Here is a 25179-nt window from a genome sequence, read left to right as displayed (position 1 = left end):
GTTTAAAATTATCTTTTAACCAATTTTGTACTAAGAGATTTCTGACCGTCGTTAGCTTCGATTAAGTAAACGCCGCTCTTTAAGTCTGAAATATCTACGTTACTGTTTAAAGTAGTTCCTCTCTTCACCACTTGACCAATAGCATTGGTGATGCGGTAGTCAACCTGTTGGTTGTCTCCAAATTTCACCACTACATTGTTCACTGCAGGATTAGGATATACTTGTAAACTGTTCAATCCATCAACGTCTAAAGGCTCTCCAGCAGTTGCTGCTGTTGCTCCTGCTAATGAAGATGCTGAACTTACGATATTCACAGTATAATCTTCTACTTCACCATCGTCAAAAGTTTCACAAGGTGTAGACGCTGCGTTGTACTTCATAGAAACACGCATTCTCGTTTGTCCTAAACTCGCTCCGGCAGGAATAGAAATATTCCCTGTTCTGTTTCCGGCAGTGCTAGAAGAACCTAAAGAAGTACGCTCACTCGTTTCAAATGTTCCATTTTTATTGTAATCGATCCATACTGTGAAGTACTCAGTATAAGCAGTACTTCTATATCCAGCACTCACCGTAATTTGGTTGGTACTTCCTTGAGCAACAGTAGCAACTTTTGCCGTATAGTTTCCGTACCCACCATCTTTGTTGGTCGCGTTAGTCATACCACCAAAAGCGACATAGTCAATCCACTCATACGTATCTCTATTACTTTTAGAAGCACAGTACGTTACAGTATTCGCTAGGGTAGTTGCATTGGCTGTATTACTCGCTGCAGAAACGTTTCCTGCTGCATCTTTTGCTTTTACTGTAAAAGCATAGGCTGTACCTGCTGTTAACCCAGTAACATTATACGTTGTTGCTGTTACAGTTGCAAGCTTAGTACTTCCTCTAAACACATCGTATCCAGTTACGGCCACGTTATCCGTCGCTGCTGTCCAGTTCAATGTCAAGCTAGTTTGTGCGATACTCGCCGCTGCTAAGCTACTAGGTGCCGTTGGTGCTTGAGTATCTGCTGTTGCCGCTTGGATGTTTACAGTATAATCTTCTACCTCTCCGTATTGGAAAGAAGTTTCACAAGCTGTAGGAGTAGCATTGTATTTCATAACAATACGCATTCTCGTAGGCCCTTCTACTGCCGAAGCAGGAACAGTAAAGCTCGTGCTCACAGGCGTAGTTTTCGATTTTGCCTTTGTCCAAACAGTTTCGTTTGCATCTGAGAAATCTCCGTCTTTGTTATAATCAATCCAAACACCGTATCCTTCATCGTATGCCGATCCAGTCCATTTAGGTGTAATGGTAATCGTATTTGATTTCCCTTTCTCTAAATTCGTAGAGATTGAAGTAAAATCAGAATATCCATTGCCACCAGTAGAGGTATTGTTAATTGTTCCTAATTGTACGCGTTGGATGTACTCATCAGAAACACTGTTTCCTTTCGACGTACAGTAATTTAAACTCGGTGCTGTGGTAGTAGCATTTACCGTGTTACTAGCTACAGATACATTTCCTGCCGCATCTTTAGCTTTCACGGTAAAGGTATACGCCGTACTCGCCGATAAACCAGTAACATTATAAGTAGTTGCTGTTACTGTTGCTAACTTGGTACTTCCTCTAAAAACATCGTATCCAGTTACTGCAACATTGTCTGTCGCCGCTGACCAGTTAAGAGTTAATCCAGTTGCTGAAATAGCACTTGCAGCTAAATTTGTCGGTGCTGTTGGTGCTTGTGTGTCTGCTGCCACATTTGCTGTAAACGTTCCTGTAAATACACCTCTTCCATAAGTAGAAGCAATTACTTTATTGGTTGCGTTATTTCCGCTTACGTTCCAATAATCAAATGACGTAACGCTAACGTCACTCATTCCGTTATACGACTGCGTCCAGCTAGGATTAGCAGCATTGAAGTTCTCTGTAGCCCAAACACCTAATTGTGTCGCTAAGATCGCTTCATTTCTATTTAATGGATTTTGTAAAATATCTCTTACAGGAATATTTGGTAAGTTACCTTCTTTATTCACCCAGTTTGCTCCACCGTCAGTTGAGGCCCACACACTAGTTACTCCGTAATTGTGCATTGTTACGAAGATATCATTTGCTGTAGCTCCAAAACGAACTGCAGAAATAGACCCTACAAATGGGGTCGCTACATTTGTCCATGTAGCACTGCTATTGGTAACATTTGTCAAACGCAAAAGTTTTCCGTTTGCCAAACCAACATACCAAGTATTGTTCGCAAAAGGAGATGCTGTAAATGCTGTAGGACTTGCATCCATTAATGCATTTGTGATGTTTCCTTTAGTATTCGATGCAACATTGATACTCTTAATCGATTTACCAGCACTCGTAGAAGCATTTGATAATAAACGATTTGCTTGATCGTCATACCCCATAGGGTTTACGAAGTCTCCAGTAGATCGTTCGTTTAATAAGGTAGTAGCACCACCTTGACGACGACCTAACCCGTTCCAAGGAAGGTTAAAACGATAGATTACATTGTTAGTATACGTAGCAATCATGTATTGACCGTCTTTATCAACGAAAGTATAGAAACCGTCACCATCACTCAATTCAGTTGAGCTGTTTATTCCAGCAGCTGCATTTCTGAACGCTTGTGTACCGTTATCTTGTGCACCAGCACTAAAGATTCCATTTTGATCTCCAGCACCGTCAGGACCGATACCTGCCTTTACAAACTGTGTTACATTGTACCCTCTATTGCGAACGCTGATTGCTGAACCTCCGTTTGCTGAATAGTAGATACCTCCGTCATTTCCGAAAAGTACTCTTGACGAATTGTTGTTACCGAAAGAAATTGCGTGTTGATCTGCGTGTACATTATTGGCAATCCCAAATCCTCCATACCAGTGAGATAATTGAGACCAAGAAGTTCCGCTGTTGGTCGATTTAAACAAATCAATACCTCCTACATAAACGATGTTATCGTTTGACGGATCTGCTTCAATTACTAAATCGTAAAATGCTTGCCCTCTACAGAAGTCATTTGCTGCAATATTCGTATCCGCATCGTTTGGTAACGACGTGGCACTTGCAGACGTAAACCCATTAGTAGTTAAGTAAATATGTACAGGCGCTGCTGACGTTGTTCCTTGTGTTAAGGCATAAATCTTATTCGCATTGGTAGCCGATGGCTCTAATTCAACACGGTTAGAATTTGCCAAAGGCGATGCTGCTGCCTGAGTCCAAGTACCTCCATTGGTAGAGCTATACACTCGACCACCACCTTCACCGAAGGCTGAATTGATGGTACCCATCCAAATCGTATTGTTGGCACTTACTTCTAAATCATTAGGAATGTAGTAGTAGTTTTGTCCTCCTTTAGTATAACGCATATCGGCTGTTTCGATACGATTCCACGTTGCTCCGTTATCTGTAGAACGGTACAATCCAGCTGATTGTAACCCTAAGAAGTTTCTAGGAGTAGAAGAATCAGAATACACGCTGGCACCTACTGCTACAAATAATTCAGTAGCATTCCCGTTGTTCCATGCTAAGATATCATTTACAAAGTGTACTCCTGATAAAAATACATTACTCGCATTGTAATTAATAATTGCATTTCCAGCTGCAGGAATATTTACGGCATTCCAAGTGGTTCCACCGTCTGTAGTAACGTACACTCCGTTACCTACAACATCTCCTGCTGTATATTGCTCACCAGTACCTACGTACCAGCGATTTGAATTTCTAGGATCAATAGTAACCGAAGTCACCGATAAGTTTCCTGGTACATTTTGAACACGTGTCCATTGAGAGTTCGCATTGGTAATATCTGCATTTCTCCAGAGTCCTCCACTAACACCTCCTGCATATACTACTCTGTTGGTAGCGTCATTAGGGTCAAAGAAAACGACTCTTGTACGTCCTCCGACGTTGTTAGGACCTCTTTCTACCCAAGCGTTGTTTGCATGTCCAGGGTTTCTGCGTTGTCCTCTTTCTTTCATCAAACGCTCACGTAAAGCTGCCAAGCTTCCGTCTTCCATTTGTCCCGTAGCTGGGTTCATGGTCAATAATTGCATTTGATCGTAATACCTATTAGGTGGTAAACCTCTTAATTTTCGTTCCTTCTTACTCCACTCTAATTGTTGGTGTAAAGGACTTTGGTTGTAAAAAGTACTGTGTACTTTTCTCTTTTCGGCTAAGGTATCTGCTTCGCTCTTTTCAGCAAGATACTTAGACCCTAAAATTGAAACAGCTGCCACAGACAGCCCTCCAATCAAAAACTTAATTTTTGTGTTCATATAGTAGGGTATTAGTGTAAAATACAGCTAGGGAGCGGACTCCCTAACTGTACTTTACGTAGTAATAATTGTACGCGAATTCTTATTGCTTGATCAACTTAGTAGTCATAGATTTTTGACCATCGTGAACCTCAAGCATATACACTCCTGTTTGAAGTGTTGATACGTCGATTTGAGAAGTTAATTTTCCAGCTTGTACCACACGTCCTAAAGTGTTCACCACTTTATAGGTTGCTCCTTCAACTCTCGTCACAACATTTACTTGTACGAAATCAGTTGCAGGACTTGGGTAAGCCATGAAGTTAACTGCAGGTTCGTTTCCTAATTTTTCAGCGTTAGAAGCTGCAAAAGTGGTATTCAAACTAGCTGCACTTGCCGTAATATTTACAGTATAATCTTCCACCTCACCGTAGCTGAATGTCTCACAAGCTGTTTGTGCTGCGTTGTACTTCATAGATACACGCATTCTCGTTTGACCTAAACTCGCTCCAGATGGAATTGCCACTGTTGCCTTTAAATTGTTAGCACTTGATGAAGATCCTGTAGCTACTTTTTCACTAGCTGCGAATGTTCCATCTTTGTTGTAATCAATCCAAACAGCCCAGTGTTCTGTGTACGAAGTACTTCTGAACCCAGCACTGATTAAGAGTTCGTTTGAACTTCCTTGTGCTACGTTCGCTACTTTCGCTGTGTAGTCTTTATAACCACCGTCATTTCCAGTTGAATTTGTCATTCCTCCGAAAGCTACGTAGTCAATCCACTCGTATGAAGAGTTACTTCCTTTAGAAGCACAATACGAAACTGAAGTTCCTAGCGTAGTAACATTTACTACATTACTAGCTGCTGACTCATTACTAGCTGCATCTTTTGCTTTTACTGAGAAGCTGTAGGCAGTGCTAGCTGTTAATCCAGTTACATTGTAAGTAGTTCCGGTAACGGTTGCCAACTTCGTCGCTCCGCGATACACGTCGTAACCCGTTACACCTACGTTATCAGTAGCTGCAGTCCAATTTAAGGTAAGGCTTGTCTGTGCAACGCTAGACGCGGCTAAACCAGACGGTGCTGTAGGTGCTTGCGTGTCTGCGGTTGCAGGGCCAATAACTACAGTATAGTCTTCAGTTTCTCCGTAATTGTACGATCCACAAGCAGCAGGTACTGCATTGTAACGCAATATCACACGCATTCTCGTCGCTCCTTCCGTTGCTCCTGCAGGAACGGTAAATGATCCACTCACAGGTGTATCTTTTGACGCTGCTTTTGTCCAAACAGTTTCCCCACTATCAGAGAAATCACCGTCTTTGTTATAATCTATAAATACACCGTATCCTTCGTTGTACACGGTTCCATTCCACTTAGGTGTGATGGTAATCGTATGAGAAGTTCCTTTTGCCAAGTTGGTTGAAACAGCTGTGTGGTCAGTATAACCGTTTCCTCCTGTTGAGGTGTTGTTGATAGTTCCTAATTGTACTTTCTGAATGTACTCATCTGAAACACTGTTTCCTTTAGAGGCACAGTATGAAATGGTCACTGCTGAGGTTGTGAAATTCACAGAAGCACTGTAAGCAGAGTTCCCAGAAGAACACTTACTACGCACTTGCACTTCGTACTGAGTAGAAGCAGTTAAACCACTTAAAGCAGTTGATGTAGCGCTAACAGCATTGGTAGTCCAAGCTGTAGTACCTACCTTGCGGTATCTTACATCATAGGTTGCACTGGTTACTGCACTCCAAGAAACGTTTGCTCCGGTAGCACTCACTCCTGAAGTAGTTACTCCAGTTGGTGTTGTCGCATTACAAACTACAGGAGTTCCTTTAATTCCAGTTACGATTAAACTAAAGTTTTGACTTCCTCCAGTTAAAGTTCCTTTGTGAGTCACGGTAATTGTGTATGTTCCAGAAGCTCCTGAAACATCCACTCTTTCATAAGGATCTACATTGTTATCTTGCTTCGCATTGGTTGTAGGTCCTGTTAATTTATATGGCAAATAAGTAGTTCCTGCTTTTGAAACTCTGATATCTAAATCATTAACTAAAACAGGTGCTGTCGAATTTACAGTAGTATTTGCCGTACCGGGTCTGTCGGTCCAAGAGATAGAAGCTAATAATGGGTTTGTTCCATCGCTATTTACTGTAATCGTATACGTTTGACCAGCATTCAAGGTTAACTCATCTATTTTTGATTGGTTCCCTTTCTGAGTAATTACTTGTGCTGCTTTTTTAGTGTTTAATAAACCCCATCCAAATACTGCATCAGGCCCAGAGGCACCAGCATCGTCGGCAGTGTGTAACGCTAAACCTTTTAACGTTGCCGCTTTCATGAATGAGCTTTGCGAAGCTTTGTAGTGCTGTTGTAACAACACCAACGATCCCGTTACATTCGGAGAGGCCATTGAGGTCCCTGTAATCGAATTATAAGCAGTATCGCTACTTGCATAGGTTGAATATACACCAGTACCGTTTCCAGTAATATCTGGCTTAATTCTGAAATCATCGGTAGGACCTTCACTACTAGAGCTATTGATCGATACAGAAACTAAGTTTCCACTCGGATCGACATTGGCATCTTGAGCGTTCGCTACAACTAAGTTATTCTTAGACGTAGCGTGTCCAGTTAACTTATCCCATCCAGAACCTCCAGTAGGATTGTTGTTGGCTGTGTTATCATTACCGTCGTTCCCCGCAGCCACAACCATCAAATAGTTAGGTGCGTTAAACATGATTTCGTCCCACGTACGAGAAACAGTAATATACCCACCAAAGAAGTGTTGTGGTAATTGTACTTGACCAAATTGGTTTCTCGTCGCGTATCCGTAAGAGTGATTCGAAACTAACATTCCATTAGCTGCCGCAGTAGTAGCCTCTGAAGTATCGTTATTCCAATCGTATCCTACAGCCTTGGCATGAGGTGCCATTCCTTTCGCATTGGCTACTACTCCTGATGCGATAATAGTTCCTGTTACGTGCGCAGCGTGGAAATTTTGGGTTGAAGTTCCATCACCGATAGAGAAACGATTGTTTCCTCCTGCACCGTCATACTCCTGGTGAGTAGTACGCGCTAATCCACCGTCCCAAACGTGAGCAGTCATTCCTTGTCCCATTAGGTTTAATCCTAAAGAACCTCCTGAATGTAAATGATTTGTTCTGGTTGATTTTGCTGCATCGACGTTAAATGTGGTGTAGTAAATTGGTTTACCGTCGACTACTCTTTGAAGTTCTAGCACTCTTCCGTCTTTCGTAGTAAATTTGGTTTCCCAACCATTTTGCTTCGCAAGTCTCAGTGCTTGTTTTCTTTCATTAGAAGCAGATTCTAAAAGATCTTGCTTCAACGACTCTAGTTTTGTTAAGTTGTATCCACGCCGGATTTGTTCAACTTCGCCTTTAGTTTGAGCCTGTAGTTGTGCTTGGAAAGTTAATCCAATAAACGCACCTGTAACTACAAGACTCTTAAAGTACTTGTGTTTCATTGTAAGAAGGGTTTTTAAATTAGTTTTTTGTTTTAATTTAAAATTAGATTTTTAAGATATTAAGTCTCAATAATTCAATAATTTGATTAAAACAGTGCCAAATATATAATTTTTTTTTTAACAAAAAAATAACACTTCTAAAACTGAAGACCGTAAATAGGGCTAAATCAACAAAAAACCCCGAGAAACTCTCGGGGTTTGGGATAGTATTAAATTATTATTATTTCAATAAATTACTTTTTAATAAGCTTATTTGTCAATAATTTTTGACCATCATTAAGTTCTAAGATGTAAACTCCTGAATTTAATTGAGATACATCAACAGCGCTTTGCGTTAATTCACCAGCCATCACTACACGTCCAATGGTATTTAACACTCTATAGCTCATAGAAGCTCCTTTTTCAGCAGCTACACGAACTTGAACAAAAGAAGTTGCTGGGTTTGGATAAACCATCACATCACTAGCCGTTTCATTTCCTAATGGTTGTGCATTTGACAAGGCTACAGCACCGTTATCTTTACTTGAAGCAGCCGTAATATTCACTGTGTAATCTTCAACTTCACCATCATCAAAAGTTTCACAAGCCGTTTGTGCTGCATTGTATTTCATAGAAACACGCATTCTCGTTTGACCTAAACTAGCTCCAGCCGGAACTTGTACAGTTGCTCGTAAGTTATTGGCACTTGAAGAAGATCCTGTAACCACTTTCTCACTTGCTTCAAAAGTTCCATTTTGGTTAAAGTCAATCCACACAGCCCAGTGCTCTGTATAAGCAGTACTCTTAAATCCAGCACTGATAATCATATCATTTGAACTACCGCGTGCTAAGCTCGCTACTTTTGCTGTATAATCTTTGTAACCTCCGTCATCACCAGAAGGGTTTTTCATTCCTCCTAATTCAACATTATCAATCCACTCATACGTAGAACGATTCGATTTAGACCCACAATAAGTCACTGCATTTGACTGCGTAGTTACGCTAAGTGCCGCACTTGAAGCCGATACGTTTCCTGCAGCATCTTTAGCTCTTACAGAGAAACTATAGGTAGTTCCTGCCGTTAACGAAGTAATATTTGCTGAAGTTCCTGTAACCGAACCTAATTTAGATGATCCTTGATATACATCGTATCCAGTTACCCCAACATTATCAGAAGCAGCCGACCAATTCAACGTAAAGGATGTTTTTGTCACGCTTGCAGCTGATAAATTCGTTGGAGCAGTTGGTGCTTGCGTATCTGCTGATGAAGCTCCAGAAACAACTGAAATAGCATCAATTGCAGCATCAGATCGATACGACGAAGCTGTAGTCAAATGGAATCTCACTTTTAATTTTTTAGAAGCCAAGTTTACTTCTGCATCTTTCCAAGAGTTTCCTTGGTCTCCAGACTTACTCCAAACACTTGTCCAAGTAGAACTTCCGTCTTCTTGTACTTCTAATTTCAACGTTCCCATACTGCTACCATACATGTGGTACTTAAACTTAAATTTCGCATTTGAAACACTGCTTAAGTCAAAACAAGGACTGTTAAAAATCGCTGTTTTTGTCGGGTAGTTTGGATTCGATGATTCTGTAAACATATAATAGCTTCCAGCAGCAGCTGAAGATGGTCCTGTAGATGATGAAGGGGTTCCGTTCGCATCTCTCGTCCAATCAAAATTGTCATCAGTAGCTTGTGTCCATGCTCCAATACCACTTTCAAAACTCTCGCTGTATGGGAAAGAACTCACTGTTGACGAACACGCGCTTGGTGTTGGTGTTCCACCACCGCTTCCGCTTTTATCAGATAAAGCAAGTGCTCTACGTGCTCCACCTTCTGCTAAGTAGGTACGCATTCTGTTCTTTTGTCCTGTAGTGAACAAGTTCATACAAGAATCGTCAGAATAATCCATAAAGTTCTGTACCATATCTTCAGATCCACAAGAAACATGTCCTGTTTTACATCCGTAGTTTGCGGCATCTGACTCAGGTGTATCCGATACGAAATCGTCAGTTCCACAAGGTCCATCACCCCAAATATGACGTAAACCTAAGTAGTGTCCAACCTCGTGCGTTGTTGTTCTACCTCCGTCAAAAGGTGCCTTCGCTGTTCCTGTACGTCCAAAATACTGATCTGCCATAACCACACCGTCTAACGACTTGTCAGTCATCCATGGGAACTGTGCATATCCTAAGATGCTTCTTCCATCAGAAGTACGTAAGTTATCTACAACCCACATATTCAAATACTCTGCTGTATTCCAAGGACTGATTCCTCCTGCAGAGTTCTTTTTCATACCGTTCGTATCGGTAATCCAAGTAGAAGTACTCGTTTGTTTTCTGACGATCCCTGTAGTTGGGTTCCCGTTAGGGTCTACTTTCGCCAAGTAAAATTCAATTTCTGAATCTGCCGCCTGTGACCATTTATTGGTCTTATCCGAATTGGTACGACGGAAATCTTCATTCAATACGTCTAATTGCGATTGAATTTGAGCATTGCTAATATTGTTGGTACTGTTTGTGTATAAAACGTGTACAACCACAGGTATTTTGATGATGTTTCCTTCAATTTTTCTGTGGTTTTTTGCCAATTCCTTCACTTTTCGCTGCGTAAAAGCTTCCATTTGCTCCATTCTGTGACGTGCGTCTGGATTTTTGGTAAGGTCCTGTTCTAACATCTCCATCACTGCACAAGAGCGCTTCACCGGAGTAGGTGTTTGTTGGGCAAAAGCAGTAGCGCCCATAAATAAGCATGACAATGCCAGGGTAATTGTTTTTTTCATTAAGAAAGGGTTTTTAAGTTACTTTGTTTACGTGTGTACGTCTTTAATAAATCGTTAGCTTTTTATATTTTTTAACAAATAATCACTAACAATTAACTAAAAACAGCGCCAAATATATAATTTTTTTAACATAAAAATAACATTATAGGAAAATCACCCTTTTTTCTTTGAAGTAAAAACACTAAAAAACCCCGAGAAACACTCGGGGTTTTAACCATTAAAATTTTTTTATTTTTTTTATTTTTTTGCTTACTAAACTTCTGATTATTGCTTAATAAACTTCTGAGTCAAGGTTTTTTGACCGTCGTTTACCTCCAAAATGTACATACCAGCCTCTAGTTTAGTTACTGGAATCGTTTTAGTCAAGGTACCAGAATACACGGTACTACCTAAGGCATTCACGATTTTCACGGTAGCCGTTTGTACACCGCTCGCTAAAGATACTTGAATAAAATCAGTAGCTGGACTCGGATACGCCATCAGGTCTAAACCGCTGTTGTTACCAAGTTCTTCTGCGGCTACTTCAACCGATTTAACGGCACTTGAGGTAATATTCACTGTATAGTCTTCTACTTCTCCGTAAGAGAACGTTTCACAGGCAGTTTGCGCGGCATTCCACTTCATAGAAACACGCATTCTAGTTTGACCTAGCGCGGCATTCGCAGGCACTGACACATTATAACTTAAGTTATTAGCACTTGAAGAAGACCCTGAAGCTACTTTTTCACTGTCAGAGAAGGTTCCGTCTTTGTTGTAGTCAATCCAAATAGCCCAGTGTTCTGTATAAGAGCTACTTCTAAAACCAGCGCTTACTAACAACTGATTTGTACTACCCGGGCTGATATTTGCTACTTTACTTGTGTAATCTTTGTATCCACCGTCATTTCCGGTGCTGTTTGTCATACCACCAAATGACACGTAGTCAATCCACTCATAGCTTGAGTTATTTCCTTTAGAAGCACAATACGAAACGGTATTTCCTTGCGTAGTTACATTGACAACATTACTCGCCGCTGACTCATTTCCAGCTGCGTCTTTTGCCTTTACAGAAAAGCTATAAGCAGTATTGGCTGTTAAACCAGTTACGTTGTAATTCGTAGTCGTTACCGACGCTATTTTAGTTGCTCCTCGGTACACATCGTACCCAGTTACCCCGACGTTATCGGTTGCAGCTGTCCAGGCTAAACTCAAGCTTGTTTGAGCCACACTAGAGGCCGCTAAACTCGTTGGTGCAGTTGGCGCCTGAGTATCGGCTTGAGCAGCAGTAATGTTTACCGTATAATCTTCTGTTTCTCCGTAATTATAAGTACCACAAGCACTAGGCACTGCATTGTATCTTAAAATTACACGCATTCTTGTCGCTCCTTCTACCGCTCCTGCAGGAACAGTAAAGCTCGTGCTCACAGGCGTATCTTTTGACGCTGCCTTCGTCCATACCGTTTCTCCACTGTCTGAGAAATCTCCGTCTTTATTATAATCAATAAACACACCGTATCCTTCGTTGTACACCGTTCCGGTCCACTTTGGAGTTATGGTAATGGTATGAGAAGTTCCCTTAGCTAAATTCGTTGAAATTGCGGTGTGATCCGTATAGCCACCACCTCCAGCAGAGGTATTGTTAATAGTACCTAAAGCGACTTTTTGTATGTACTCATCCGCAACGCTATTTCCTTTTGAAGCACAGTAAGAAATGGTCACCGCTGTCGTGGTAAAGTTAACCGAAGCACTGTAGGCCGAATTCCCAGAAGCACATTTACTTCTTACCTGCACTTCGTATTGCGTAGTTGCTGATAATCCACTTAAGCTCGTCGAAGTTCCAGATACCGCATTGGTCGTCCACGAAGAAGTTCCTGTTTGACGGTAACGCACGTCATAGGTAGCGCCGCTAACTGCTGACCAAGAAACCGTAGCTCCTGAGGCCGTTACACTTGACGTGGTTACCCCTGTAGGTACAGTCGCATTACACGAACCTCCTCCGCCACCAGTCTTATCAGATAAGGCTAACGTTCTTCGAACTCCACCTTCTTCTAATACTGCACGCATTCTGTTTTTTTGTCCAAGTGTATATAAATTCATACAAGAATCATCAGAATAATCCATGTAGTTTTGAACCATATCTTCGCTTCCACACGACTGGTGTCCGGTAGCACAATTGTAATTAGCTGCGTCAGATTCTGGAGTGTCAGAAACAAAGTCATCCACACCACAACCACCGTCACCCCAAATGTGACGTAAGTTTAAATAATGTCCAATTTCATGAGTAGTAGTTCTACCTTTATCAAAAGGTGCAGACAAATAGAATCCTGATCCTTTTGCCGAGCTTCCGAAGTACTGTGGGCTCATTACAACTCCGTCGGTAGCTGCACTACCTCCAGGAAATTGTGCATATCCAAGAATTCCTCCTCCAATATTACACACCCACATATTTAAGTATTCCGCAGTATTCCAAGGATCCACTCCTCCCTGCGATGATTTTTTCATGGCATCACTTGTTCCCCATGATGTCTTTGTCGATGATTTTCTAGTAATTCCGTTGGTTGGGTTTCCGCTCGGATCTACTTTTGCTAAGTAAAACTCTATTTCTGTATCGGCAGCTTGTGACCATTTATTGGTCTTGTCCGAATTGGTACGACGGAAATCTTCATTAATCACATCTATTTGTGACTGGATTTGCGCATCGCTAATGTTTTCTTGTGCTTTGCTGTAAATTACGTGGACTACTACGGGAATTTGGATGACGTTTCCAACAATTTTCCCATGGTTGTGTTCCAGTTCTTTTACGCGTTGTTTTGTAAAGTTTTCGATGTCTTGCATTCGTTGTTTTAACATCGGATCATTGGACTGTCGGTATTCCAAATTATGCATCGTATGGCAATTCCGTTTTGATTGAGCGACAATAACGCCCACGAATAACATACACATCAGTGTAATCGTAGTTCTAAGTTTCATTTTAGAAGGGTTTTAGTTAAAAAATTAATTATTAGTTTACAATTTTATTAAAATCATATCAAATATATAAAATCATATACTTAGAAACAAGTAAATACCACACTAACAACAGGTTAAGTGATTAGGGCAGTTGAATTAAAAAATGTACATTTACACAAAAGTCCCGTAAATGCTAGCGTTATCGAATGTTTCAGTGCAATTTAAAGGCACTAAAAAAATTATAAAAAACATAAATTACTCATTACCAAGGAATACAATTTTAGGTATCGTTGGAGAAAGCGGAAGTGGAAAATCCGTTAGTTCGCTAGCTATCATGGGATTACTACCAAAAACAGCAACTATAGGAGGGAGCATCGTGTTTGACGGTATCGATTTGACCACTTTACACGAGGCAGAAATTCAAAAACTTCGCGGAAATCGCATTGCGATGATATTCCAAGAACCCATGAGCTCACTGAATCCAACCTTAACCTGTGGACATCAAGTTGCAGAGATTCTCAAAAAACACGGCAAGGTAAATTCCGCCGCTATCAAGTCAAAGGTTATCGAGTTGTTTGAGCAAGTTAAACTTCCGAGGGCAGCCCAATTGTACCACAGTTACCCACATGAAATTAGTGGAGGGCAAAAGCAGCGCGTAATGATCGCCATGGCAATTGCGTGTAAACCCGATGTACTGATCGCTGATGAGCCTACCACGGCACTGGATGTAACCGTACAAAAAGAAATAGTACTCCTTTTAAAAGAACTGCAAGAAACATCAGGAATGAGTATTGTATTCATTTCACATGATTTAGCTTTGGTTTCAGAAATCGCAGACCATGTCATAGTAATGCATAAAGGAACCATTGTAGAGCAGGGGACAGCAGCCGAAGTGTTTTTAAACCCTAAAGAAAACTACACTAAGGCGCTAATCAACTCTCGTCCTAATTCGCGTTTTCGCTTGAAAAAGCTTCCGACAGTCCAAGATTATATGGCTGGGACTGTACACACAGCATTATATACGGATGAGGAGCGTGAGAAATTTCACAATAAGCTATACGAACAACCTCCACTTCTCCGTGTTGAAGGCATCACCAAACACTACAAATCAGGAGGAGGATTTTTAACTCCTGAAAAAGTTGTTACTGCTGTGAATGACGTATCGTTTAAACTCTACGAAGGCGAAACTCTGGGCTTAGTAGGGGAGAGCGGCTGTGGAAAATCGACTTTAGGTAGGAGTATTTTACAGTTAGAAACTATTGACCAGGGTGAAATCTATTACCGCGGAAAATCGATTACCTCCCTTAAGAAAGGAGAATTAAAAGCACTACGCAAAGAAATCCAAATCATATTTCAAGATCCTTTTTCGTCGCTCAATCCAAGAATTCCTGTTGGTCAGGCCATCTTGGAACCCATGAAAGTTCACAAAATACTCAAGAATAAAGCAGAACGCACAGCATACGTGCTTGAATTATTGGAAAAAGTGGGCTTGCAAAAAGAGCATTTTGACCGGTACCCACACGAATTTTCCGGAGGGCAACGTCAGCGCATCGGCATTGCCCGAACCATAGCTTTGCAACCCAAACTCATTATTTGTGATGAATCTGTTTCAGCATTGGACGTTTCGGTACAGGCGCAGGTACTAAACCTGTTAAACGAATTAAAAGCCGAATACAAATTCAGCTATATTTTTATTTCACACGATTTGTCTGTTGTCAAATACATGTCTGATCAACTACTTGTAATGAATGGAGGAAAACTAGAAGAAATCGACGATGCGGACCAAGTGTATCGAGCTCCTAAAAGTACGTATACGCAAGCACTCATTGATGCCATTCCTAAGGGAATCTAATGTTTTTACAAAAGGTATATTAATGGTATATTGCACCGTTAAAAAATGAATTCATGAAAATTATTGTACCTATGGCTGGAATCGGTTCACGATTGAGGCCACATACGCTTACAGTTCCTAAACCATTGACTGTAATTGCGGGAAAAACTATTGTTCAACGACTCGTAGAGAACATCGCATCGGTATTGCAAGATCCTATTGAAGAAATCGCATTCATCATCGGACCTGTAGCCAAGGGATTTCCAGCGAATACCCAGCAAGATTTGCTAGCAATAGCGGAAGAATTAGGTGCTAAAGGAAGTGTATATGTACAAGAGGAAGCCCTGGGTACAGCACATGCTATTTACTGTGCAAAAGAATCGCTTAGCGGTCCTTGTATCGTTGCTTATGCCGATACTTTATTCAAAGCGGACTTTACTTTAGACGTCAATGCTGATGGGGCAATTTGGGTGAAGCAAGTAGCAGACCCGAGTGCTTTCGGAGTGGTAAAACTACAAGACGGTATTATTACTGATTTCGTGGAAAAGCCTAAAGATTTCGTTTCTGACTTAGCCATCATCGGGGTATACTACTTTAAAAGTGGTGATAAATTACTCGAAGAAATCCAATACTTAATCGACAATGATTTAAAAGAAAACGGTGAATACCAAATTACCAATGTACTGGAATCTTTAAAGCAACAAGGCGCTCAATTCATTCCTGGAAAAGTCGATGCTTGGATGGATTGTGGAAAAAAAGATCCGACTGTAGACACCAACAAACAAATTCTTATTTTTGAAGAGGAAGCAGGGGCGAATTTGGTTTCAGAAGACGTCGTTTTAGAGAATTCTAAGATCATTCAACCTTGTTACATCGGAAAAAATGTTATTTTAAAGGACAGTACCATAGGACCGCACGTTTCAATTGGAGCTGGGAGTACGATAGAAAATGCTACGATCGTAAACTCACTAATTCAAAAAAACGTGCAAATTAGCAATGCTAAGTTAGACAATGCCATGATTGGAAATCATGCTAAATACAATGGAAACTTTACCTCAGTAAGCATAGGTGATTATACGGAACTCATATAACAAGCTCAATCCATTATTCGAGCAAAGCACGCGACGTATTAAGCAATTAATACTGATTGCTTTGCTCGGCTGTGGAGTAACTTTTAAAGCACAAGCACAGGACAGTATCCCGCAAGTGGATGCGCAGTTACTCAAAAAAAAGTTAGACTTTCAAGAGCTCTTTTTTAGTGCTATTACAGACAAGGCCATCCAAAACTATCAAAAGGCAATTACGGCCCTGGAAAAATGTAACGAACTCGTTCCTAATGACATTGCGGTACTTTTCGAGCTCTCCAAGAATTACCATTTCTTAAATCGCTATGTCCCGGCCGTAAACTATGCAGAACAGGCCTTAGCGTTGGACCCTAAAAATTTGTGGATCGCAGAACACTTAGTTAAGGTGTACCGAAATCACAACGCCTTTGACAAAGCCGTTAGTCTGCAAAAAAAAATCATCGCAAATTATCCTAAAAAGAAAGGGGACCTCGTGTATTTGTACCTGCGAAAGAACGATTTAAACAATGCCAAGCTCATTTTGGAAGAGCTAAAAACGGCCAAATTACTTTCTCCTCGATTGAGAAGAATCCACAATCAACTGATGGCCTACCAGAAAAAAAGGCGACAAGCAGCTGTGCCTTCGAAAGAATCAGGTGATCTCGTTGCGGCCTTCGAAAAGGACAGTTCCTTTAAAATATTAAAACCCCTTTTAACCAAACTCGACAGCGCTAAAGACGCGAAACTACTCGCATACAGCGAAAAAGGGTTGAGCCTGTACCCAGCACAACCTTTTGTGTATTTGATGCACGCTAAAGCCCTTTACCGAAATAAAAAATATAAAAACGCGTTAGAAAGCCTAGAAAACGGCATTGATTTTGTTATCGATAATCCAAACATGCTCAAAGACTTCTACAAGGAGTTTGTAAAGAATTACCAACGTATGGGCAATGCTAAAAAAGCGAGTTTTTACAAAAAGAAATTATAGCTCTCTAAAATACAGAATGTAAGAAATTCATGAAAAAATACCTCTACATACTACTCTTAACGCTATTAACAGCGGCCTGTTCCAGCAAAAAAGCCATCCAAACCCAGGCTAATGCCATCAAGGAAATGTCGGCCCGAAGGGTAGCTAAAAAGCATGCCGCACATTATTTTCAAGAAAAAACCATCGATGCCAAACTCAAAGTCAACTATCGAAATGACAAAGAGCGATTGGGGTTTTCTGTACGTATGAAAATTGAGAAAGACAAAGCTATTTGGTTAAAGGGAACCAAACTCATCACTATTTTCAAGGCGAAAATCACACCTAAAAAAGTGCGTTTCTACTCGCCTTATACCAAGAGCTATTTTGACGGTGATTTTGCCATGCTCAAAAAGCTATTAGGAACTGACATCAATTTTGAACAATTGCAAAACCTATTGCTAGGTCAAGCTATTTTTGATGTCAAAAGCAAGCGTCAACAGGTAAATATCGTAGAGAATTCCTATCGTTTATCTCCTAAAAGACAATCGCGATTGTTCGATGTCTTTTTTTACATCAATCCGTTTAACTACAAACTCAATAAGCAATCGTTGATAAATCCGATAGGCAATCAACGCCTCGATGTTTCATACCCGAAGTACTTGGATAAGAAAAAGGCCTTGTTCCCCAACAAAATAAACATCGTAGCTAAGGCCAACCAGAAATCGACCAACATCGATATGACAGTACGTTCTATCCAATTCAACACGCGATTAAACCTAGATTTTTCCATTCCGAAAGGCTATAAAGAAATTCAGTTGTAGATGAAAAAAGCACTCCATATTTTCGTTTTTATTAGTGCCCTGTGTTTTACAGTGCTCGCTCAAGCCCAAAGCCAACGAGAGCTTGAAAAAAAGCGCAACAAACTGAAAAAAGAAATCAAGCAAGTAAATGAACTCTTGTTCAAAACCAAGAAGAAGAAGAGCAATGCCTTAGAGGACCTGAAAGATTTAAATCAAAAAATCAGTGTCCGCGAGCGCTTGATAGAAACTATTGAAATGGAATCTACGGAACTCGAAAATACCATTGCTAAAAATACCACAAAACTCGAAGGTTACGAAAAAGACCTCGCCAATTTAAAAAAGGACTACTCAGAAATGGTGGTAAAAACCCACAAGAGTAAATCCATGCAAAGTAAAACCATGTTCTTGTTGTCTTCACAGAGCTTTTATCAGGCATACAAACGCGTGAAGTACATGCAACAGTACAACGAATTTAGAAAAAAGCAAGGAGAGGCTATTTTAGCCCGTGCCGAAGCCATAAAAAAACTAAACGACTCTCTATCGCGCCAAAAAAACATCAAAGAGCGTCTTATCACCGAAGAAAAAGAACAAAAAGACGAAATAGAAAACGATAGAAAAGATCAGGAGAAACTGATTACCACTATCAAAAAGCAAGAGAGTAAGTACAAAAACTCACTCCTAAAAAAACAAGCTGCAGAGCGCAAAATCCAAGCGCGTATCGATCGTTTAATTCGCGAGGCCATCGCGCGTTCTAACCGCAAAAAGAAAAAGGCGAAAGGAAGTAAGAAAAGTAAAAAATCAGCAGAGTTTACTTTGAATGCTGCAGAAAAGAAATTACTGGCTAATTTTCAACAGAACAAGGGTAATTTGCCTTGGCCTGTGAAGGGTATTATTACCCGTAAGTACGGTATTCAACCGCATCCTACCTTTTCTGGAATTACGATCAACAGTACCGGATTGCACATTGCCACCAAGGCCAATACAGCGGCCAAAAGTATCTTTACAGGAAAGGTACTAGCCATTCAAAAAAATGCCGATGGTAAGAAGTCCGTTTTGGTACAACACGGAAATTACATCTCGGCGTATAACAATTTAGAGTCCGTTTATGTCAAAAAAGGCGAGGCCGTCAAAACCGGGCAAAAACTAGGGAAGGTTTTTACCGATAGAGTTACCGGTAAAACCAAACTCGGATTTGTATTATTTAAAAACACCGTTCGTCTGAACCCAGCAGAGTGGATTCAATAAACTAACAGCCCGTGAAAAACGCAGCAAACATCATCATCGTTATCATAGCCGTTATGGCTATATTGGTCATCGGAAAAGGGATCTTAATTCCATTTGTATTTGCCTTGATATTCTGGTTTCTCACGCGAGAAATTCGCAAAACAATTTATCGCATTCCCTTTGCAAAACGCTTTATTCCTAGATGGTTGAGCAACATCCTGGTTTTTACGTTTATCATCCTCAGTTTTAGCGCTATTTCTGAAATTATCACCAACAGTATCGGTAATTTGACCAGTTCGTATCAAACGTATGAAAAAAACGTAGATCAGATCATTCAAAAAGTAGATAGCTACTTCCATATGGATCTGGTGAACTCGGTGAAAGCCTTGGTCGGAAAATTCGATTACGGATCTGTTTTAGGAGATATCGCCAACGGCATCAGCAGTTTGTTAGGCGATACGTTTATGATCGTTATTTACGCTTTGTTTATCTTTTTAGAAGAATCTAGTTTCAAGAAAAAAATCGGAAAATTATTCGGCAATGATAAAACCCATCCTGGAAGCGTTCAAAACATGCTAGGAAAAATAGAGGCTTCCATCTCAAACTACTTACGCCTAAAAACCTACGTGAGTTTGCTAACGGGGGTACTGAGTTATATCGTTTTGTTGATTGCCGGAGTTGACAGTGCTCCTTTTTGGGCCTTTTTAATTTTCTTGTTGAATTATATCCCGACTATCGGATCACTCATTGCCACGGTTTTCCCTGCAGTATTCTCTTTACTGCAATTTGGAGAGGTTACCCCTTTCCTTATCGTGTTGATTGCAGTAGGCTGTATTCAGGTAATCGTAGGAAATATTATCGAGCCCAAACTCTTTGGAAAATCGTTAAACCTAAGTCCTTTAGTAACGATTTTATCACTTGCTGTTTGGGGAAAAATATGGGGCATCACTGGTATGGTACTCAGTGTCCCCATAACGGTTATTATGATTATCATCTTTTCTCAGTTTGAAAAGACTAAATCTGTAGCGATACTCTTATCGGAAAATGGCGATATTGAGGAAATTTAGCTCGTTTAAGCCAAAAACAAGGCTTTGAGCTCTGTAGCATCCTTTGGAAGCATTTTACCCGCTAAAACAAGGCTTAATTGCTTTCTTCGTAAGGCTCCATCATAACGCTGCTTTTCCAATTCTGTTTCTGGTTTGATTTGAGGAATCGGAACGGGCTTCCCTGTTTCATCCACAGCTACAAAGGTATAGATCCCTTCATTTACCTTAGTTTTCTCACCAGACTGACGGTCTTCGATCCACACATCTACATATACCTCCATAGACGACTTAAATGCTCTAGAAACTTTCGCTTCTATGGTTACCACGCTTCCCACGGGTACCGACTTTGTAAAGGCGACATGATTTACAGAGGCCGTAACCACGATTCGTCTTGAATGACGACGCGCAGCAATACTACACGCTCTGTCCATACGTGCTAACAACTCACCCCCAAAAAGGTTGTCTAAGTAATTCGTTTCTCCTGGCAACACTAAATCTGTCAGTGTTGTAAGAGATTCTTTCGGCGCTTTTGCTCTCATATTTCAAATTTGATGCAAAGATACGCAATGTGATAGGAAAGGACGGCTATATTTTAGCCTAAAAACTTACTGTTTGTGTAGTAACCAAGCATCTTTGGTAATGGTCGCTTTGATTCTCATTAATGCCTCGCGAGCCTCTTCTTGAGTTTGATAACTACCAAAAACAACTTGGGTTAATCCCCATTCGTTTTCACCGATAATTTTGGCATTGTAGCCCATCTCTTGAAGTTCCTCGAGTTTTTTGTCGGCATTTTTCAACGATTGAAAAGCTCCAGCTACTACGTGAAAATTTTTGAGCGCTTCTTTGTTTACCTCCAAATCTATAGAAGGAAGCGGAGCCTCACTGATAAACGTCGCTGTTTGAATTTTCTTTTTTAGCGTTGCTTCTTGATCCGCTACTGCAGCAGCTTTCTCTTGTTGCGTATACGCGTACCAACCTGTAATTCCAACTCCTACGATAGCAGCGGCAACTGTTACACGCTTTACCAAAGGAATGAGTTTTGACTTCGTAGACACAGGTGATTCTTCTACTGTATTCACTGGTATAACTGGTGTTTCTTCGCGTTCTACTTGCTGTCCTGGTGTAGCCGCCAACCCATAAGCTTCCAGTAAGAAATTGGTTTCTAAATTCGGTTCGAAAACCAATTGCTCAGCGTCATTAAGGGTTACAGTTCCCACTTTTCCGATGGTAACGGTTCCCGTTTTTACTTCGGTCTTCCAAAGCGCCACTTGCTCGTGGATTTGCTCGGTAGCCTTTTCAAAAGAAATGCGCTCTGCAGAGGCGATGTAATTTGCCAACAAACCATCATTGTGCTGTAAATACGCATTGAAGGTCACCTGCTTTTTGGGCGGGTGAAACATCGAGGTCTCCTCGTCGAGGACTGCACTGACTTTATTCGTTACAAATCCACCGAAATTCGGAACTATGACACAATCGTATCTGTACAATAAATCACTGATGTAGTTGGCTAATCTCATAGATACAAAACTAGTAATTTTCACCGGTTGAACGTCCTTCGTGGTGTAATACTTATCAACAGTTTATTTGTACCTTGATAACCAAACTATTAGACTATGAAAAACACTGCACTTTACGCGCTTCTCCGCTTACAATCTTGTAAGAAAATAGGGGCCAAAACCGCGAGAAGACTCCTTGCTGCCGTAGGGAGCCCAGAGCTAATTTTCAAGGAAAAGAAGGCGACTTTATTAAAAATCCCAGGCATTGGACCTCAGTTAGTTTACGAACTTTATCAACCAGAGGCACGAAGAAAAGCCGACGAAGAGCTCCGTTACCTATCAAAAAACCGCTATCGCACTCTTACTTTATTGGACGCGGACTATCCGAAACTGCTCAAACACTGTTCTGATGGTCCTATCGTCCTATTTACCGATGGCAATTTGGCTTGGAATACCCAACGAATCATCGCTATTGTCGGTACGCGCAGAGGTACTGCTAGCGGTCGGGCGTTTTGCAACCAACTCATAGAAGTACTGGCCCCCTTCCAACCGATTATCGTAAGCGGATTTGCTTACGGGGTTGACATTTGCGCACATCGAGCGGCCATTAGCCAACAACTACCCACAATTGCCATTTTAGCTCACGGCATGGAAACCTTATATCCCAAAAGTCACAAACCATATGTTGAAACTATAAACAACAACGGTGGCTTTATCACTGAATTCTTCCACTACGAACTCCCTTGCAGAGAACACTTTATCAAGAGAAATCGCATTATTGCCGGGATCACTGCGGCTACCGTGGTTATCGAATCGGCCGCCAAAGGAGGTGCACTTCTAACGGCTGATTTTGCCCATGGCTACCAACGTGAAGTATTTGCTGTTCCAGGTCGTCCCTCTGACCTCTATAGCAGCGGTTGTAATCAGCTAATTAAAAACCAAAAGGCACGAATGCTTACCTGCGTTGACGATATCGCTCGAGAACTCATGTGGAACAAAGCGAATACTCCCCAACAAATTCCACTTCCCACACAACTTGCTCCTAACGAAAAAAAACTGATTGTACAAATGAAAAACAGCGGTAAAATTGACTTGGATTCACTAGCTATCAGCACGGAACTTCCCGTTCAAGAGGTGGCTTCACTCTTAATTCAACTAGAACTTCAAGGTCATGTTCGTTCTCTTCCAGGAAAGCTATTTGAACACGTTCAACATTAAAAAACAGGCGGTTACTAAAAAATGATGCTGGATTCAAAATCAACGGGGGGTAAAACCTCAAAAAAATCGCTATTTTTGATAAAAACCCGTAGCACTATGTCTTCAGAAGAAAAATTGATGTCTCAAAAAAAACCAGCTTTTCCGGTCACTGAAGAGCTCCATGCCTATTTGACCGAACACAGCAGGAATATCAAAATTCCAATTTTCTACGAAGATTTGCTGCGCTTTCAAGGGTCGATAGTCGTTTACGATAAAAACGATGTAGACACCCTTTGGGTACGTACGTACTATTCCGAATTTGAGCGAGAAGAAATCGATTTAAGTTTAAAAAAGGTATACACCATTTTGCATTCTAACGGTAATGAAGAAACCATCCCATACCTCAACATCGATGCTATCGACTACTGTACCTTTGGGAACTCCAAGCCCTTTCGAGTAAAAGTGCGTAATATTCTCAATGATAACTATACCTATTTCTACGTCAAAAAAACAGACGCCTCTCGAATTTACGGTCTGGAATTAGAACATATACTCTCGCCGTATAATTTAAATTTCTTGGTTTATAAAGACACCCTTATCGAAGAGCACATTGCAGGAATTCCTGGAGATGACTTTATCAAAGAATTTCTGCCTAAATGCCGAGAATCGGAAAAAGCTCAGATCGCCAAAGAGTTTGTAAAGTTCAACGAGCGTTGTATGATCAGACTGCTAGGGGATATGCGTTCGTACAACTACGTTATTGTACCGACACACGACTTTGACCACGTCGTTTACAAGATCAGAGCTATTGATTTTGATCAACAGTGTTTTGAAGGAAAGTTTAAAGTCTACTACCCACAGTTTTTTAAAGAAAATTACCCGATGGTAGCATTGGTAGGCGACAAACTTCACGAAGCCTCTATCAACCAATACCGCATCGAAGAGCGCTCCATAGTAGCCAAACGCATACTGAGTTCAGAACAGCGTATTCAACAGTTGATTTTCTGTATGAAAAACGATGTCATTTCAACCGATAAAAACATTCAGTTACTCAAGCAGCAAGTTTTTGATTTTACAAAAGATATCGCCTTCAAAAAGAGTAGTAATATGGGAGAAATTCTAGAAACTGCCTTAGAGTTTGTCAAGAGGAATTACGAAAACATGAGTGTTTTATAAGAAAAAAACCGCCCATAAGGCGGTTGCTATATCGTTAATTTTTGTAGACCAGTCCAATTGAAAAGCCGCGCTCATTTCCGAAGTTACGACCGTCCAAATTCAGGCCATACCCCGCTGAAATACCGAATTGCTGTTGGTATACTGGTACATAAACATCAAAACTCAAATTGGTATAATCAACTTCTGTTTGCGACAAGGCTGTAGGACCGCCATTGGCACCAAATTCTGCTGATCCGATATCATACCCCGAAGTAGAATTTTGAATACCGAGCTTTGCGTGTGCGTAAATCCACGAGTTGTAATAACCGAGTTTAAAACTGTGTAATAAGGCATTTGGAACGCTGAAATCGCTGTTACTTCGCAAACTCACTCCGGTTTGTACTTCGGCAAACAGGTTTATTTGAGTCGTAAATTGTGCAATCGCAATTCCGTCAAAGGCCGTTGCCTTATTCCCAATAGAAATAATTCCATTTCCTTCGTAGTTACTGAGGGGAAAGCTAATTCCAGAAGCTGCTCCCAAAGAGAATTTACTTCCTCCTTCAAAATGATGTTCAAACAATCGCGCTTTTAAAAACAACGATAAATCTTGAATTCCACTCTGTTTGCTTTTTTGGTGAACTGGATCGAGTGTTCCCGCTTCACTTTCTACTGAAATATACGGAACACTTGCTACTGCCGATAACCAATTGTTAATTCCGTATTCACCGTAAATCCCGAGGATGGTCGAATTAATAGCACCCAAATTTGCCGGGTTGCTAGCCGTCAATGTTTCGCCTCTATAAAATTGATCATAGCTCTTGTTGGAATAGCTCAAAGCCACGGTAAAACTGTTCTTTTCCGGATAAAATCCGGTAACAGGTGTTTGAGCATTTACAAAAAAAGGACAACAAAAAAGCATAGCAATTCCTAAGAAGGGCTTTTTTAATGAAAACATAGTGCGTTAGTTTTTAGTTTGCTACTTAGACGACT

General features: G+C 40.8%; 15 protein-coding genes. 8 read left to right on the top strand and 7 right to left on the bottom strand.

Translation table 11 applies throughout. The annotated features are described in order from the left end of the window. Positions 1–8 precede the first annotated feature (8 nt). The 4 genes from ACXAG7_RS03540 to ACXAG7_RS03525 all read right to left on the bottom strand — a co-directional run bounded on the left by ACXAG7_RS03540 (position 9) and on the right by ACXAG7_RS03525 (position 13430). Positions 9–4256: a GEVED domain-containing protein gene (locus ACXAG7_RS03540; RefSeq protein WP_408041803.1), complete on the bottom strand. Its 4248-nt coding sequence runs from the start codon at positions 4254–4256 to the stop codon at positions 9–11. 82 nt (positions 4257–4338) lie between these two features. Next, on the bottom strand, positions 4339–7719 hold the full coding sequence (locus tag ACXAG7_RS03535; protein ID WP_476665993.1) for a GEVED domain-containing protein: 3381 nt from the start codon (positions 7717–7719) through the stop codon (positions 4339–4341). Between the two features lie 233 nt (positions 7720–7952). Continuing rightward, a complete protein-coding gene (locus tag ACXAG7_RS03530; protein ID WP_476665992.1) occupies positions 7953–10481 on the bottom strand; it encodes a GEVED domain-containing protein in 2529 nt (842 codons plus the stop codon). Between the two features lie 264 nt (positions 10482–10745). Further along, complete coding sequence (locus ACXAG7_RS03525) at positions 10746–13430, bottom strand: GEVED domain-containing protein (RefSeq protein WP_476665991.1); 2685 nt, start codon at positions 13428–13430, stop codon at positions 10746–10748. A 169-nt stretch (positions 13431–13599) separates the two neighbouring features. Here ACXAG7_RS03525 and ACXAG7_RS03520 point away from each other — a divergent pair, with 169 nt between their 5' ends. Genes ACXAG7_RS03520 through ACXAG7_RS03495 form a run of 6 tightly spaced genes read left to right on the top strand, consistent with a single transcriptional unit; the run spans position 13600 to position 20362 of the window. Beyond that, the gene (locus ACXAG7_RS03520) at positions 13600–15261 is read left to right on the top strand and encodes an ABC transporter ATP-binding protein (RefSeq protein ID WP_476665990.1); all 1662 of its coding nucleotides are present in this window, start codon (positions 13600–13602) and stop codon (positions 15259–15261) included. A gap of 53 nt (positions 15262–15314) precedes the next feature. Next, positions 15315–16331, top strand: coding sequence for a sugar phosphate nucleotidyltransferase (locus tag ACXAG7_RS03515; RefSeq protein ID WP_476665989.1), 1017 nt, complete (start codon positions 15315–15317; stop codon positions 16329–16331). After that, positions 16309–17292, top strand: a complete 984-nt coding sequence (locus ACXAG7_RS03510; RefSeq protein WP_408041797.1) for a tetratricopeptide repeat protein — start codon at positions 16309–16311, stop codon at positions 17290–17292. The genes ACXAG7_RS03515 and ACXAG7_RS03510 overlap by 23 nt, the downstream gene beginning before the upstream one ends. 29 nt (positions 17293–17321) lie before the next feature. Next, positions 17322–18092, top strand: a complete 771-nt coding sequence (lolB1, locus tag ACXAG7_RS03505; protein ID WP_476665988.1) for a lipoprotein insertase outer membrane protein LolB1 — start codon at positions 17322–17324, stop codon at positions 18090–18092. Then, complete coding sequence (locus ACXAG7_RS03500; protein ID WP_476665987.1) at positions 18093–19316, top strand: murein hydrolase activator EnvC family protein; 1224 nt, start codon at positions 18093–18095, stop codon at positions 19314–19316. An 11-nt stretch (positions 19317–19327) separates the two neighbouring features. After that, a complete protein-coding gene (locus ACXAG7_RS03495) occupies positions 19328–20362 on the top strand; it encodes an AI-2E family transporter (protein WP_408041794.1) in 1035 nt (344 codons plus the stop codon). Positions 20363–20367: 5 nt separating this feature from the next. Here ACXAG7_RS03495 and ACXAG7_RS03490 read toward each other — a convergent pair whose 3' ends face one another. Together ACXAG7_RS03490 and ACXAG7_RS03485 are read right to left on the bottom strand one after the other, a co-directional pair. Beyond that, a complete protein-coding gene (locus tag ACXAG7_RS03490) occupies positions 20368–20880 on the bottom strand; it encodes an acyl-CoA thioesterase (RefSeq protein WP_408041793.1) in 513 nt (170 codons plus the stop codon). A gap of 66 nt (positions 20881–20946) precedes the next feature. After that, entirely contained in the window at positions 20947–21858 is a 912-nt protein-coding gene (locus ACXAG7_RS03485) for an HU domain-containing protein (RefSeq protein WP_476665986.1), read from the bottom strand. Between the two features lie 96 nt (positions 21859–21954). Here ACXAG7_RS03485 and dprA point away from each other — a divergent pair, with 96 nt between their 5' ends. Both dprA and ACXAG7_RS03475 read left to right on the top strand, forming a co-directional pair. Next, on the top strand, positions 21955–23055 hold the full coding sequence (gene dprA / locus ACXAG7_RS03480; protein ID WP_476665985.1) for a DNA-processing protein DprA: 1101 nt from the start codon (positions 21955–21957) through the stop codon (positions 23053–23055). A gap of 96 nt (positions 23056–23151) precedes the next feature. Beyond that, positions 23152–24210, top strand: coding sequence for a hypothetical protein (locus ACXAG7_RS03475; RefSeq protein WP_408041790.1), 1059 nt, complete (start codon positions 23152–23154; stop codon positions 24208–24210). Positions 24211–24244: 34 nt separating this feature from the next. Here the strand turns inward: ACXAG7_RS03475 and ACXAG7_RS03470 are convergent, their stop codons facing one another. Further along, entirely contained in the window at positions 24245–25144 is a 900-nt protein-coding gene (locus ACXAG7_RS03470) for a transporter (RefSeq protein WP_476665984.1), read from the bottom strand. Between the last annotated feature and the right edge of the window lie 35 nt (positions 25145–25179).

Source organism: Tenacibaculum sp. AWR4_210, assembly GCF_056160945.1.
The sequence above is the reverse complement of the archived record's forward strand: the minus strand, read 5'-3'. Positions and strand labels throughout refer to the sequence as shown.

Excerpts from the sequence above, each read along its gene's own strand:
- ACXAG7_RS03540 (WP_408041803.1), bottom strand. The coding sequence starts at position 4,256 with ATGAACACAAAAATTAAGTTTTTGATTGGAGGGCTGTCTGTGGCAGCT.
- ACXAG7_RS03535 (WP_476665993.1), bottom strand. The coding sequence starts at position 7,719 with ATGAAACACAAGTACTTTAAGAGTCTTGTAGTTACAGGTGCGTTTATT.
- ACXAG7_RS03530 (WP_476665992.1), bottom strand. The coding sequence starts at position 10,481 with ATGAAAAAAACAATTACCCTGGCATTGTCATGCTTATTTATGGGCGCT.
- ACXAG7_RS03525 (WP_476665991.1), bottom strand. The coding sequence starts at position 13,430 with ATGAAACTTAGAACTACGATTACACTGATGTGTATGTTATTCGTGGGC.
- ACXAG7_RS03520 (WP_476665990.1), top strand. The coding sequence starts at position 13,600 with ATGCTAGCGTTATCGAATGTTTCAGTGCAATTTAAAGGCACTAAAAAA.
- ACXAG7_RS03515 (WP_476665989.1), top strand. The coding sequence starts at position 15,315 with ATGAAAATTATTGTACCTATGGCTGGAATCGGTTCACGATTGAGGCCA.
- lolB1 (WP_476665988.1), top strand. The coding sequence starts at position 17,322 with ATGAAAAAATACCTCTACATACTACTCTTAACGCTATTAACAGCGGCC.
- ACXAG7_RS03500 (WP_476665987.1), top strand. The coding sequence starts at position 18,093 with ATGAAAAAAGCACTCCATATTTTCGTTTTTATTAGTGCCCTGTGTTTT.
- ACXAG7_RS03490 (WP_408041793.1), bottom strand. The coding sequence starts at position 20,880 with ATGAGAGCAAAAGCGCCGAAAGAATCTCTTACAACACTGACAGATTTA.
- ACXAG7_RS03485 (WP_476665986.1), bottom strand. The coding sequence starts at position 21,858 with ATGAGATTAGCCAACTACATCAGTGATTTATTGTACAGATACGATTGT.
- dprA (WP_476665985.1), top strand. The coding sequence starts at position 21,955 with ATGAAAAACACTGCACTTTACGCGCTTCTCCGCTTACAATCTTGTAAG.
- ACXAG7_RS03475 (WP_408041790.1), top strand. The coding sequence starts at position 23,152 with ATGTCTTCAGAAGAAAAATTGATGTCTCAAAAAAAACCAGCTTTTCCG.
- ACXAG7_RS03470 (WP_476665984.1), bottom strand. The coding sequence starts at position 25,144 with ATGTTTTCATTAAAAAAGCCCTTCTTAGGAATTGCTATGCTTTTTTGT.